Source organism: Pseudomonas sp. GW821-FHT02H06 (assembly GCF_059421525.1).
The window spans coordinates 154,804-168,968 of record NZ_JBWKVD010000005.1 but is presented as its reverse complement, the minus strand read 5'-3'; the positions used below and the strand labels follow the sequence as shown (position 1 = coordinate 168,968).

General features: G+C 61.0%; 7 protein-coding genes. 4 read left to right on the top strand and 3 right to left on the bottom strand.

Features of this window, described 5'->3' with window-relative positions:
* The gene (gene waaF, locus AC07VF_RS10815; protein ID WP_423570911.1) at nt 1-1,035 is read right to left on the bottom strand and encodes a lipopolysaccharide heptosyltransferase II; all 1,035 of its coding nucleotides are present in this window, start codon (nt 1,033-1,035) and stop codon (nt 1-3) included.
* 251 nt (nt 1,036-1,286) lie between these two features.
* The gene (gene glnE / locus AC07VF_RS10810; RefSeq protein WP_495008554.1) at nt 1,287-4,238 is read right to left on the bottom strand and encodes a bifunctional [glutamate--ammonia ligase]-adenylyl-L-tyrosine phosphorylase/[glutamate--ammonia-ligase] adenylyltransferase; all 2,952 of its coding nucleotides are present in this window, start codon (nt 4,236-4,238) and stop codon (nt 1,287-1,289) included.
* Nucleotides 4,239-4,623: 385 nt separating this feature from the next.
* On the opposite strand from glnE, the gene aceE reads away from it, so the two are divergent.
* The 4 genes from aceE to msrA all read left to right on the top strand — a co-directional run bounded on the left by aceE (nt 4,624) and on the right by msrA (nt 12,941).
* Nucleotides 4,624-7,269 (top strand): pyruvate dehydrogenase (acetyl-transferring), homodimeric type, encoded by a 2,646-nt coding sequence (gene aceE / locus AC07VF_RS10805; RefSeq protein WP_282371694.1) that lies wholly within the window; start codon nt 4,624-4,626, stop codon nt 7,267-7,269.
* Nucleotides 7,270-7,415: 146 nt separating this feature from the next.
* Nucleotides 7,416-9,086, top strand: coding sequence for a dihydrolipoyllysine-residue acetyltransferase (gene aceF / locus AC07VF_RS10800; protein WP_495008555.1), 1,671 nt, complete (start codon nt 7,416-7,418; stop codon nt 9,084-9,086).
* A gap of 368 nt (nt 9,087-9,454) precedes the next feature.
* Entirely contained in the window at nt 9,455-12,148 is a 2,694-nt protein-coding gene (locus tag AC07VF_RS10795; protein WP_282371696.1) for a putative bifunctional diguanylate cyclase/phosphodiesterase, read from the top strand.
* Nucleotides 12,149-12,278: 130 nt separating this feature from the next.
* Entirely contained in the window at nt 12,279-12,941 is a 663-nt protein-coding gene (msrA, locus tag AC07VF_RS10790) for a peptide-methionine (S)-S-oxide reductase MsrA (RefSeq protein ID WP_346629363.1), read from the top strand.
* 339 nt (nt 12,942-13,280) lie between these two features.
* Here the strand turns inward: msrA and AC07VF_RS10785 are convergent, their stop codons facing one another.
* Nucleotides 13,281-14,120 carry a 23S rRNA (adenine(2030)-N(6))-methyltransferase RlmJ gene (locus tag AC07VF_RS10785; protein ID WP_346629364.1) on the bottom strand — a complete coding sequence of 280 codons (840 nt, stop codon included), beginning with the start codon at nt 14,118-14,120 and terminating at the stop codon, nt 13,281-13,283.
* Nucleotides 14,121-14,165 lie beyond the last annotated feature (45 nt).

Genomic DNA, 14,165 nt, shown 5'->3' with positions numbered 1-14,165 from the left:
TCAGGCGACCTCGACCGGGGCGGCGCCAATACGGCCGAGGGCCTGGATCACCGAGTCCGGCTCCAGCAGGCGCAGGCAATTGTAATGGCCGAAACGGCAGGTGCGCTCGAAGCACGGGCTGCACTCGATGCCGAGGCGGACGATCTCGACTTCATCGGCCAGCGGCGGCGTAAAGCCCGGCGAGGTTGAACCGTAGACCGCCACCAGCGGGCGATTCAGCGCAGCGGCCACGTGCATCAGACCGGAATCGTTGGAGACGACTGCGTCCGCGCAGGACAGCAGGTCAATGGCTTCGGCCAGTGAGGTGCCGCCGCTGAGGTTCATGGATTCTTCGCGCAGGCCCGGAATCAGCCGCTCGCGGATGCTTTCGCCCACGGCGTGGTCGTTCTTTGAGCCGAACAGCCAGACTTGCCAGCCTTCACGGATCTTCGCTTCGGCAACCTTGGCGTAGTGCTCGGAAGGCCAGCGCTTGGATTCACCGAATTCGGCGCCCGGGCACAGCGCGAGCACCGGCCGGTCGAGGCTCAGACCGAACTTGGTTAGCGCCGCGTCGCGACTCGCCGTTTCGATTTGCAGGCTGGGTTTGGGATAAGGGTGCGGCAACTCGGCGCCTTTGTCGTAGGCCAGCGCCATGAAGCGTTCGATCATCAGGGGGTAGCGCTGCTTGTCGAGGGTGCGCACGTCGTTGAGCAGGCCATAGCGAAATTCGCCAAGCCAGCCGGTGCGTTTGGGAATACCGGCGAAGAATGGCACCAGCGCCGACTTCAGCGAGTTGGGCAGCAGAATCGCCTGATCGTACTGGCCCTTGAGGGACTTGCCGATGCGCCGGCGCGTGGCCAGCTCCAGCGCGCCATGGCCGAGCGGGAAGCTCAGGGCCGTGCGCACTTCGGGCATGCGCTCAAGAATCGGCCGGCTCCACTCGGGCGCCAGCACATCGATTTCGCACTGCGGGTGACGCTGCTTGAGGCACTGGAACAGCGTCTGCGCCATCACCATGTCACCGACCCAGCTGGGCCCTACGATCAGAATTCTCATGCTCATCCAAAAACGACCAGAAACGAGCAGGGAGGCCCATCAGACTGCGTGATGCTTGCACACGCCGCCTGACGCCTCCCTGTCATAGCTTTATATAGATCCGTGAGATCCGAACCCTGCAGTGTTCTCATCAACCTCTTCGCGAGCAAGCTCGCTCCCACAGGATCGCTCACCTAACGTGGGAGCGACCGGGGTGGCGCTCCACCTTGCTCGCGAGGGGGCCGGTCCTGCTGCCATCCAACGTCATGCAATCAACTCAGCCCCAGCGCTCCCCAGATCCGCATCACTTCGCGCCGTTCGGTGGCGAACTGGTCGCCGGCCACAACACCCGGATCGTTCTGCAGTGCCTGTCGGTGAGCGGCCGAGCGGTAGGCCTTATACGCCTCACGCAGCAGGCCGGCATCGGCGGCGGCCATCAGACCGGCCTCTTCAAGGCCTTCGAGAATACGGATGTTATCGGTGTAACGAAGCAGCGCGGGATGCTCTCTGGACCACGCCAGGGCCGCGTATTGCACCATAAATTCAATATCGACGATACCTCCGGCGTCCTGCTTGAGGTCGAACCGCGCCGTCGGTTCAAACGCATTCGCCCCTTTGCCGGCCGTCGTTGTACGGGTGCCGAGGTTGTCGCGCATCTTGGCGCGCATCTCGCTGACCTCCTGACGCAGCTTCGGCAGATCCCGCTCCCGCCCCAGCACCGAGGCGCGCACGGCCTCGAACTGCCGGCCGACATCGGTGCTGCCCACCAGCACCCGCGCGCGCACCAACGCCTGATGCTCCCAGGTCCAGGCCTCGTTCTCCTGATAGCGGGAAAATGCCCCGAGGGAACTCACCAGCAAACCCGCCGCGCCGGACGGACGCAGGCGCATGTCGACTTCGTACAACTGGCCCGAGTTGGTCTGGGTGGTGATCAGGTGAATGATCCGCTGACCGAGCCGGGTGAAGAACTGCGCGCCATCAATCGGCTTGGCGCCGTCGGTTTCGGCCTGGGGATCGCCATCGTGGATGAACACCAGGTCCAGATCCGAGCCGTGACCCAGTTCGATACCGCCGACCTTGCCGTAGCCGACGATGACAAAACCGGGGTCGCACAAGGTGCCGTCCGGTCGGCGCGGTGCACCGTGACGGGCGACGGTGTGGCGCCAGGCGAGCGCCAGCACTTGCTCCAGAATCGCTTCGGCCAGCCAGGTCAGATAATCGCTGACTTTCATCAGCGGCAGGCTGCCGGTGATTTCCGACGCAGCCACGCGCAGACGGTGAGCCAGCTTGAAATGCCGCAGGGCTTCCATTTGCTGTTCCAGGTCGTCTTCAGGAATACGCGTCAGACGCTCGCGCAGCTCAGCGGCAAGCTCGAGCGCCTGGGGCGGGCTGAACAGGCGACCTTCGTTAAGCAACTCATCCAGCAGCAGCGGAAAACGGGCGATCTGCTCGGCAATCCACGGGCTGGCCGCGCACAGGGTCAGCAATCGACGCAACGCGCCGGGGTTTTCGGTGAGCAAGACCAGATACGCCGAGCGACGCGCCACCGCTTCCACCAGCGGCAGCACGCGCTCCAGCACCAAATCGGGATTGTCGTGCTCGACCGCTTGGGCGAGCAGCCGCGGAATAAAGGCATCGAGCCGCTCGCGCCCCAGCCGCTGCATGGAGCGCAGCTGCGAACTGTTGCGCAGGTTGCTCAGGTTTTTCAGCGCCTTTTGCGCGTCAGCAAATCCGCCCTCCTGGAGCTGGAGGCAGGCGCTTTCTTCGTTCTGCGACTCTTCCCACAGCGGCAGCCACTCTCCGCCGACGATTTCGTCGCCGTGGTCCTGCTGGCCCTCTTCCTCGTCCGGGTCGGCGATAACCTGACGAAAGTGCCACGCGACGCGCTCACGCCAGTACATCAGTTGTTCATGGAAACTCGCCCAGTCGGCAAAACCCATCATGAAGGCGATGCGCGCCTGATCCTGGGGGTCGTCGGGGAGCATTTGCGTCTGCCGATCGGCAATCGCCTGAATGGCGTGCTCGGTGTAGCGCAGAAACTGATAACCCTCACGCAGCTCATCGATAACGGCAGCGGGCAGATAGCCCTGGCCTTCAAGGGTTTTCAGCACCTTGAGCAGCGGTCGCTGCTGCAAGCTTAGGTCGCGACCGCCGTGAATCAACTGAAACGCCTGGGCGATGAATTCCACTTCACGAATGCCGCCGGACCCGAGCTTGATGTTCTCGGCCATACCCTTGCGCCGGACTTCCTGCTGGATCAGCTGTTTCATGGTACGCAGCGCTTCAATGGCGGAGAAGTCCAGATAGCGGCGATAGACAAACGGCCGGAGCATGTCGAGCAACTCGCTGCCCTTCTCCTGATCGCCGCCCACCACACGCGCCTTGATCATGGCGTAGCGTTCCCAGTCGCGGCCCTGATCCTGGTAGTACTGCTCCAGCGCGTTGAAGCTGAGCACCAGTGCACCGGAAGACCCATACGGGCGCAGGCGCATGTCGACCCGGAAGACAAAGCCGTCGACCGTGACCGGGTCCAGCGCCTTGATCAATCGCTGACCCAGGCGGATGAAAAATTCCTGATTATCGAGCGGGCGTTTAACGCCCTGGGTTTCGCCGCCCTCGGGGTAGGCAAAGATGAGATCGATGTCGGACGATAGATTCAGCTCGACGGCGCCCAGCTTGCCCATGCCGAGGATGACCATCTGCTGTGCCTCGCCGGTCCGACGGCCGGTCGGCACGCCGAATTGCTGACAATGCCGCTCGTACAGCCACTTGTAAGCCAGATCGATGCAGCCATCTGCCATGTCCGAGAGATCGCGGCAGGTTTCCACCAGATCAGCCTGCCGGGTCAGATCCCGCCAGATAATTCGCACTTGCTGGCGCGTGCGTTGACGACGTAGATTACGCCCCAACTCATCGTCGCTGGCAGCCTGAATGACTGCATTGGCGATGTGCCCAAGCAGCTCGCCGGGCGCAAAACTGCGCTCCAGCTCACCGGATTCAGCGAGGTCGAGCAGCATCAGCGGATCGCGTGAAACCTGATCGGCGACGAAGTCGCTGGCCGCACACACACGATCGAACGCCAGCAACCGCGCCTCGGGCCAGGCCTGAAATGGATGCCTGGCGTCATCTGTGAGGGCATCGAGAGCGGTGCGCCAGGATTGGCGCGCACGAGTGACCAACGGCAGAAGGACAGCCGGCAGCTCGGCCAGCAGGGGAAGGCTCATGGTCTATCCTTGATCGGCATTCAAATGGCAGCACGCCACGGCGGTTGTATACACGCAACGGACGGACTGTCGAACAAAGGTTAAAAATTGCTGATGACGGGCATTTTCTGGTTTTCAGCATGACAGGTCCGGCGATTCGTCAGATTTTTACACTGAGAACACTGCTTTAACGGACACTGCACCACGAGTGAAAACGTCGCTCAGCTGTAGTTTTACTACTGTATATACAAGTCAAAAAGCTGAATTAGCCCGAGATTTGTAGTAAAACTACACAACGCCGGGGACCCATCCGGTCATCCAAGAATTTTATATCGTCTGCCCACAAGGCCAGTCGCAACAAACTCAGGCAACCGATTCTGGAAGCCTTTCCGCCCTGGAGCAAGCCATGCAAGACCTCGATCCCGTCGAAACCCAGGAATGGCTGGACGCCCTGGAATCGGTTCTCGACAAAGAAGGCGAAGACCGTGCTCATTACCTGATGACCCGTATGGGTGAGCTGGCCACACGAAGTGGTTCGCAACTGCCTTACGCCATCACCACGCCTTACCGCAACACCATCCCCGTTACCCACGAAGCACGCATGCCCGGCGACCTGTTCATGGAACGCCGCATCCGCTCGCTGGTACGTTGGAACGCTTTGGCGATGGTGGTCAAGACCAACATCGGCGACCCGGATCTGGGCGGCCACATCTCCAGCTTCGCTTCCAGTGCAACCCTGTACGACATCGGCTTCAACTACTTCTTCCAGGCCCCGACCGACGAACACGGCGGCGACCTGATCTACTTCCAGGGTCACGCATCGCCAGGCGTCTACGCCCGTGCGTTCATGGAAGGGCGCATCACCGAAGACCAGATGAACAACTTCCGTCAGGAAGTCGATGGTAACGGTCTGTCGTCCTATCCGCACCCGTGGCTGATGAAAGACTTCTGGCAGTTCCCGACCGTTTCCATGGGTCTGGGTCCGATTCAGGCGATCTACCAGGCGCGCTTCATGAAGTACCTGGAGCACCGCGGTTACATTCCTGAAGGCAAGCAGAAGGTCTGGTGCTTCCTGGGCGACGGCGAGACCGACGAGCCGGAATCGCTGGGCGCCATCGCCCTGGCCGGTCGCGAGAAGCTCGACAACCTGATCTTCGTCGTGAACTGCAACCTGCAGCGTCTGGACGGTCCGGTTCGTGGCAACGCCAAGATCATCCAGGAACTGGAAGGCGTGTTCCGCGGTGCTCAGTGGAACGTGACCAAAGTCATCTGGGGCCGTTTCTGGGACCCACTGCTGGCCAAAGACGTCGACGGCATCCTGCAACGTCGCATGGACGAAGTCATCGACGGCGAATACCAGAACTACAAAGCCAAAGACGGCGCTTTCGTGCGCGAACACTTCTTCAACTCGCCAGAACTCAAGGCGATGGTTGCGGATATGTCCGACGACGAAATCTGGAAGCTGAACCGTGGCGGCCACGACCCGTACAAGGTCTACGCGGCGTACCACGAAGCGGTTAACCACAAGGGTCAGCCGACCGTGGTTCTGGCCAAGACCATCAAGGGTTATGGCACCGGCGCCGGTGAAGCGAAAAACACCGCACACAACACCAAGAAGGTCGACGTCGACAGCCTGCGTCACTTCCGTGACCGCTTCGACATCCCGGTCAAGGACGATCAGCTCGAAGCCCTGCCGTTCTACAAGCCGGAAGAAGGCAGCGCCGAAGCGCGTTACCTGGCCGAGCGTCGTGCTGCACTGGGCGGCTTCGTGCCACAGCGTCGCGCGCAGAGCTTCAGCCTGCCGACTCCGCCACTGGAAACCCTCAAGGCGATCCTCGACGGCTCCGGCGACCGCGAAATTTCCACCACCATGGCCTTCGTCCGCATCCTGACCCAACTGGTCAAGGACAAGGAAGTGGGTCAGCGCATCGTTCCGATCATCCCGGACGAAGCCCGTACCTTCGGTATGGAAGGCATGTTCCGCCAGCTGGGCATCTACTCTTCCGTAGGCCAGCTGTACGAGCCAGTCGACAAAGAACAGGTGATGTTCTACCGCGAGGACAAGAAAGGTCAGATCCTCGAGGAAGGCATCAACGAAGCCGGCGCGATGTCGTCGTTCATCGCGGCAGGTACTTCGTACAGCAGCCACAACCAGCCGATGATTCCGTTCTACATCTTCTACTCGATGTTCGGTTTCCAGCGTATCGGCGACCTGGCATGGGCTGCAGGCGACAGCCGCACCCGTGGCTTCCTGATTGGCGGCACCGCCGGTCGTACCACCCTGAACGGTGAAGGTCTGCAGCACGAAGACGGTCACAGCCACATCCTGGCCTCGACCATCCCGAACTGCCGCACCTTCGATCCCACCTATGGCTACGAGCTGGCGGTGATCATTCAGGACGGCATGAAGAAGATGTTCGAAGAACAACAGGACGTCTTCTACTACCTGACCGTGATGAACGAGTCCTACACGCAACCTGCCATGCCGGCCGGTTCCGAGGAAGGCATCATCAAGGGCATGTACCTGCTGGAAGAAGACACCAAGGAAGCCGCACATCACGTGCAGCTGCTGGGTTCGGGCACCATCCTGCGTGAAGTACGCGAGGCGGCGAAGATCCTGCGCGAGCAGTTCAACATTGGTGCGGACGTCTGGAGCGTAACCAGCTTCAACGAATTGCGTCGCGACGGCCTGGCCGTAGAGCGCAGCAATCGCCTGAAGCCGGGTCAGAAGCCACAGTTGAGCTACGTTGAAGAATGCCTCAATGGCCGTAAAGGTCCGGTGATCGCTTCGACCGACTACATGAAACTGTTCGCTGACCAGATCCGTCAGTGGGTTCCGACCAAGGAATACAAGGTGCTGGGCACCGACGGTTTCGGCCGTAGCGACAGCCGCAAGAAGCTGCGCAACTTCTTCGAAGTTGACCGTCACTTCGTGGTGCTGGCCGCCCTTGAAGCCTTGGCCGATCGCGGCGATATCGAACCTAAGGTCGTGGCGGAAGCCATTGCCAAGTTCGGCATCGATCCTGAAAAGCGCAACCCGCTGGACTGCTAAGGTCTGCGTAACGATCGAATAGAGCGCTGAGAGGTGCGCGAAACAGCCGCCGATGCGGAATTTACTTCGGTAAATGAGCATCCGGGCTGTTTCGTCGCAGATGAATCGGCGCAGTCGAGGAACAGGTTCTCCTAAGGAGAGACATTGTGAGTGAGTTAATTCGAGTACCCGACATCGGCAACGGTGAAGGAGAAGTCATTGAGTTGATGGTCAAGGTCGGTGATCGCATCGAAGCTGACCAGAGCGTGCTGACGCTGGAGTCGGACAAGGCAAGCATGGAAATCCCTGCGCCTAAAGCCGGTGTCATCAAGGCGATGAAAGTGAAGCTGGGCGACCGCCTGAAAGAAGGCGACGAACTGTTCGAGCTGGAAGTGGAAGGCGAAGCGGCGGCCGAGCCGGCTGCTGCACCTGCTGCTGCCGCGCCTGCCCCTGCTGCTGAAAAGCCAGCCGAGAAGCCAGCCGAAGCCCAAGCGGCGCCTGCCGCAGCGGCTGCACCTGCTGCGTCGGACACGGTTCAGGACATCCACGTTCCGGACATCGGTTCGTCGGGCAAGGCTCGCATCATCGAGCTGATGGTCAAAGTGGGCGACAGCATCGAAGCTGATCAATCTTTGATCACCCTGGAATCCGACAAAGCCTCGATGGAGATCCCGTCTCCCGCCGCAGGCGTTGTCGAAAGCATCAGCGTCAAGGTCGAAGACGAAGTCGGTACCGGCGACCTGATCTTGAAATTGAAAGTGGCGGGCGCTGCACCGGCTGCGGCGCCTGCACAAGCTGCTGCCCCGGCTCCGGCCAAGGCGGAAGCGGCTGCTCCGGCGCCCGCTGCTGCTCCGGCTGCGAAAGCTGAAAGCGCGCCTGCGCCTGCTGCCGCACCAGCCGCTGCACCTGCGAACAACGGCGCCAAGGTTCACGCTGGCCCGGCTGTTCGTCAGCTGGCGCGCGAGTTCGGCGTCGAGCTGAACGCTGTTTCGGCAACCGGCCCACATGGCCGCGTGCTGAAAGAAGACGTCCAGGCGTACGTCAAATCGATCATGACCAAGTCCAAGGACGCGCCTGCTGCTGGCGGCGCTGCCGGCGGCATGGGCATCCCGCCGATTCCGGAAGTCGATTTCAGCCGTTTCGGCGAAACCGAAGAAGTGCCGATGACGCGCCTGATGCAGCTGGGCGCAACCGGTCTGCATCGCAGCTGGCTGAACATTCCGCACGTCACGCAATTCGACCAGGCCGACATCACCGACCTGGAAGCTTTCCGTATCGCGCAGAAAGCCGTGGCCGAAAAAGCCGGCGTCAAGCTGACCATTCTGCCGCTGCTGCTCAAGGCCAGCGCGCACATGCTCAAGGAGCTGCCGGACTTCAACAGTTCGCTGGCGCCAAGCGGCAAAGCGGTCATTCGCAAGAAGTACTTCAACATCGGTTTCGCGGTGGATACGCCGGAAGGCCTGCTGGTCCCGGTGATCAAGAACGTCGACCAGAAGAGCCTGCTGCAACTGGCAGCCGAAGCGGCCGAGCTGGCGGAAAAGGCACGCTCCAAAAAGCTGTCGGCCAACGACATGCAAGGCGCCTGCTTCACCATCTCCAGCCTGGGCCACATTGGCGGCACCGGCTTCACGCCGATCGTCAACGCGCCGGAAGTCGCGATCCTTGGCGTGTCCAAGGCCACCATGCAACCGGTCTGGGACGGCAAGGCATTCCAGCCTCGCCTGATGCTGCCGCTGTCGCTGTCCTACGATCACCGCGTGATCAACGGCGCCGCCGCAGCGCGCTTCACCAAGCGTCTGAGCGAATTGCTGGCGGACATCCGCACGATCCTGCTGTAAGCCGTACAAGGCCCGTTTCTCGCGAAACGGGCTTGCGTTTTCTCGAGCTGCCACGCTCGTACCTCAACCCCGCTCACTGGCGGGGCTTTTTTTGCCCTTTTAAAATGGATTCATCAGCGGCTACAAAGGCCCTACAGTATTCGGTCGCGCTGCCGATAACTGATCATGCACAAACACCAGCCGCTCGACCCTCACCCTGACAATCCGATCAATTACCTCCAGTAAATCAACCGTCTGCCGACAGATTTATAGCACTAAGCCATCGCGCTGACTTGTCAGCCCGTTCGCCATGATGCAACCTTGCGGCACGCGACTTAAAGACGGGCTCCTTGCCCGTGCGCGACAGCACCCTGAAAGCGAGTTCCTTCATGAAAAGCCAACCTGATGCTGCCGGTAGACCGGCGGCCGAGGTCGTGACGCAATTACCGGTGCCCTCGCGGCTCGGCATGCTGCGTTTCGAGCGGCTGAATGAACCCAGCTGGGCCATGCTCTATCTGGATCCGAACTGCGAAAAGCAATTCAGCATGCCCGCCGTCGAACTTTGCGCGCTGGTGGGCACGCCTTACGCCAGCCTCATGGAGCCCGAAGCGCGCTATCAACTGCACGACGCCGTGCAGATGCAACTGGCCGGCAGCGCCCATTACCTGATCCGCTACACCCTGCACACGACGCGCGGCCCTTTGAATCTGGTGGAAATCGGTGAGGGATACAAGCAACACAACCGGCATCTGTTGCGCGGCTACCTGATGGTGGTTGATGCGCAGATCGAGCCCGGCGAACTGATCATCAGCCCCGATCTGGAAGTACAGAACTCCCGTCTGCAGATCGCGCTGGAGCTCAATCAACGCGCTCAGCACGAACAGTTGCTGCATCTTGAACGGGTCCGCGCACAGCAAAGCCTGATTCTGCGCCTGGCGCGCCATCGCTACAGTTCGAACAATTCGCTGCAGGAAGCCGCTGAGCTGATCACCAAAAGCGCCTGCGAGATCTACAACATCTCCTGCGCCAGCCTGTGGAACCTCAGCGGCAAGACCCTTGAGCCGATTGCCGAGTATCGCCGCGATACCAGCACGTTCCCCAAGACCGACGCGATCGACATCAGCGAATTCCCCAGCTACCTGGACGTGCTGCACACCAGCCGCGCCATCGACGTCAACGATGTCGAGCAGGATCCGCGTACGCGCGAGCTGGTTCAGCGACTGCGGACCCAGGACATCACCGCCATTCTCGACGCCGCCGTGCGCATCGATGGCCAGGTAGTGGGCGTGCTGTGCCTCGAGCAGACCGGTACGCCACGGGAATGGCAGTCCGATGAGATTGCTTTTGCCGGTGAGCTGGCCGATCAGTTTGCCCACGCCATCAACAACCACAACCGCCGCACCGCCACCAGCGCCCTGCACCTGTTTCAGCGTGCCGTGGAGCAAAGCGCCAATGCGTTTTTGCTGGTCAACCGCGACGGCGTGGTTGAGTACGTCAACCCGAGCTTCACCGAGATCACCCAGTACCCGGCCGATGAGGTTCACGGGCATCGCCTGTCGGAGCTGCCGGCGCTGGAAAACCTCAGCGCGCTGCTCCTCGACGCGAACTCCAGCCTGGTCAACGGAAACAGCTGGCAGGGCGAGTTCAAGAGCCGACGCAAAAATCTGGAACCGTACTGGGGCCAGCTGTCGATTTCAAAGGTCTACGGCGACAACCGCGAGCTGACCCATTACATCGGCATCTACGAAGACATCACCCAGGCCAAGCTCTCCCAGCAGCGGATCGAGCGCCTGGCGTACACCGACAATCTGACCAGTCTGGGCAACCGTCCGGCGTTCATCCGCACCCTGGACGAGCACTTTGCCCGGGACGTCGCGACGCCGATCAGTCTTTTGCTGGTGGACATCGACAACTTCAAGCGCATCAACGACAGCCTCGGCCACCAGACTGGCGACAAGCTGCTGATCAGCCTGGCTCGCCGCCTGCGCAACAGCCTGAGCCCGACCGGCATTCTGGCGCGCTTCGCCAGTAACGAATTCGCTGTACTGCTCGACGACACCAGTCCCGAGGAGGGCCAACGGGTGGCCAGCCAGGTGCTGAGCACGCTGGACAAGCCCATGTTCGTCGACAATCAGTTGATCAGCGTGACCGGTTCGGTGGGGCTGGCCTGCGCGCCGATCCATGGCCGCGACCCGCAGACGCTGATGAAGAACGCAGGCCTGGCGCTGCACAAGGCCAAGGCCAACGGCAAGCATCAGGTGCAGGTGTTCACCGAAGCGCTGAACGCCGAGGCGAGTTACAAGCTGTTCGTCGAGAACAACCTGCGCCGCGCGCTGACGCAGAACGAACTTGAGGTCTTTTACCAGCCCAAACTGTGCCTGCGCAGTGGCCGTTTGCTGGGCATGGAAGCGTTGCTGCGCTGGAATCATCCGGAAAAAGGCATGATCCGCCCGGACCAGTTCATCAGTGTCGCCGAAGAAACCGGCCTGATCATCCCGATCGGCAAATGGGTCGCGCGCCAGTCCTGCCGCATGAGCAAGCAACTGACCGCCGCCGGATACGGCAAACTGCATGTGGCCATCAACGTGTCGCCGAAGCAGTTTTCCGATCCGGAGTTGGTCTCTTCGCTGGCCAGCATTCTGCGTGATGAACAGCTCGACCCGTCGCTGCTGGAACTGGAACTGACTGAAGGCTTGCTGCTGGAGGCAACCGAAGACACGCGCCTGCAGCTTGAGTCGCTGAAGACGCTAGGCCTGACCCTGGCGATGGATGACTTCGGTACGGGTTATTCGTCGTTCAGTTACCTGAAGAAATTCCCCATCGACGTGATCAAGATCGACCGCAGCTTCATCAGGGACATCCCGGATGATCAGGACGACATGGAAATCACCTCGGCAGTCATCGCCATGGCCCACAACCTCAAGTTGACCGTGGTCGCCGAAGGCATCGAGACCGCGGCACAGTTGGCCTTCCTGCGTCGCCATCGCTGTGATGTCGGTCAGGGCTATCTGTTCGACAAGCCGATTCCGGGCGAAGAGCTGATCGAGAAGTTGCGTCGCTACCCGCGCGGCCCACTGGCCTAAGGCCCCTTCCCCGTATCACATCAGTGCGGCACACTTGCCGCCCTGCATTTGCATCAGCCGATTCTGACCCCATATACGGTTTTCACTGACAACGCATGTCGGTTGTCCTGCCCCAGAGAGGATGTGCCTCATGGTCTTGCGCTCGGAAATTCTTGTGAATAAAAACGCTCTCCCCACCGCTCAGCAGGCATTGCCTGGGCGCGAAACCCCCATGACCCTGCCAGAAACCCATTTCGTCAATGGTACGCCGCTGCTTGGGCCGTTCTTTAATGACGTCGAGTTCGCCATCTTTGGCCTGGGTTGCTTCTGGGGGGCGGAACGTCGCTTCTGGCAGAAAGAAGGTGTGGTCAGCACTGTTGTGGGTTACGCGGGTGGCTTCACGCCAAACCCGACGTACGAAGAAGTCTGCTCGGGGCTGACGGGCCATGCCGAGGTGGTCCTCGTGGTGTACGAACCTGCGAAGGTCAGCTACGAAGCACTGCTGGCGATGTTCTGGGAATTGCATAACCCGACACAGGGCATGCGGCAGGGCAACGACATCGGCACCCAATACCGCTCGGTGATCTACGCGACAACGCCGGAACAACTGCAGGCGGCCAAAAGCAGCGCCGAGGTGTACCAAGCCGAACTGGCCAAGGCTGGTCTTGGGGACATCACCACCGAAATCGACCAGGCGCCCACCGTGTACTTCGCCGAGGCGTATCACCAGCAATATCTGGCGAAGAACCCCCAGGGCTACTGCGGTATTGGCGGCACCGGCGTCTGCATGCCGCCGAGCCTGGCGGGGAACTGAGTTACCCCATAGAGGGATCGGCCGCGTTGGACCCGCTGGCATCCCTGGTATCGGCAAAGGCTGCCTTGGCCGGGGGAGGCAGACATCGCCGATCCTCCGGCAGATGAACGAATTGTGGGAGCGAGCTTGCTCGCGAATGGGCCATCACATCCGCTAAATAGTCAGCGGTTGAGATGCCGCCTTCGTGAGCAAGCTCACTCCCACATGAACGGTGTCCGCTGCATCACTTCCTGGCCTCTTCCCGGCTAAAGCTGATCCCGCTGACACTACGCGTGCTGTCAGTGGGACTGGCTTTAGCCGGGAAGACGTAAGCCGTCACGCCGCAGAAACCAAGAGCGGTTACTCCGCAATCAGCCAATCCATCTTCCAGTCACCTTGCGTCTGGCCGAGTTTCTTCGCCAGCCACGGCATCAATTCGCGCAACTCCTCTTCCAACCCCCATGGCGGATTGGCGATCGCCAGGCCGGAGCCGTTGAGGCTGCTGGGTGTGTCCAGCGGATGCACGAACAACTCGACCCGCAGCAGTTTCGGTGCACCGGTTTCGGCCAGTTCCTGATAGAAACGCTTGAGCGCACGCTGGTCCTTGATCGGGTACCAGATGGCCGCAACGGTCTGGCGCATCCGCGCAATGGTTTCCTTGAGGGCGACGGAGCAGCGCTTCATCTCGTCCAGTTGCTCGAACGGCGGATCAATCAGCATGACTGCGCGCTTCTCGTGAACCGGCAGCAAGGCCCGGGGCACGTGCCAGCCTTCGCCCAGGTGCACGGCGACGCGGCGGTCGTATTTCATGTTGTCTTTAAGCAGCGCGCCGTCTTCAGGGTGCTTTTCGTTGAGCAGCACGCGGTCCTGTTCGCGGGTCAGGCGGCGGGCCAGTTCGGGAGAGCCCGGGTAGTAACGCAGTTCGCCGGTCTTGCGGTTCATGTGACGGATCGCGTCGATGTAACCGGCCGCCATTTCAGGCACGTCTTCGGCATCCCACAGACGGCCAATGCCTTCGATCCATTCGCCGGTGCGCGTGGCCTGATCGCCCTGCAAGTCATACAGGCCGATGCCCGCGTGAGTGTCGAGGTAAGCGAGTGGCTGCTCTTTGCGCGACATCAGCGCGATCAAGCGAGTCAGAACGATATGTTTGAAAACGTCGGCGTGGTTGCCGGCGTGGAAGGCGTGACGGTAATTCATGGCGGCTCCTGGAAGGCTGCGGAGTTTATCAAACCATCCGACGTT

What these genes read in the sequence shown, in the direction of transcription:
- waaF (WP_423570911.1), bottom strand. Translation starts at nt 1,035, where the DNA reads ATGAGAATTCTGATCGTAGGGCCCAGCTGGGTCGGTGACATGGTGATG.
- glnE (WP_495008554.1), bottom strand. Translation starts at nt 4,238, where the DNA reads ATGAGCCTTCCCCTGCTGGCCGAGCTGCCGGCTGTCCTTCTGCCGTTG.
- aceE (WP_282371694.1), top strand. Translation starts at nt 4,624, where the DNA reads ATGCAAGACCTCGATCCCGTCGAAACCCAGGAATGGCTGGACGCCCTG.
- AC07VF_RS10795 (WP_282371696.1), top strand. Translation starts at nt 9,455, where the DNA reads ATGAAAAGCCAACCTGATGCTGCCGGTAGACCGGCGGCCGAGGTCGTG.
- msrA (WP_346629363.1), top strand. Translation starts at nt 12,279, where the DNA reads ATGGTCTTGCGCTCGGAAATTCTTGTGAATAAAAACGCTCTCCCCACC.
- AC07VF_RS10785 (WP_346629364.1), bottom strand. Translation starts at nt 14,120, where the DNA reads ATGAATTACCGTCACGCCTTCCACGCCGGCAACCACGCCGACGTTTTC.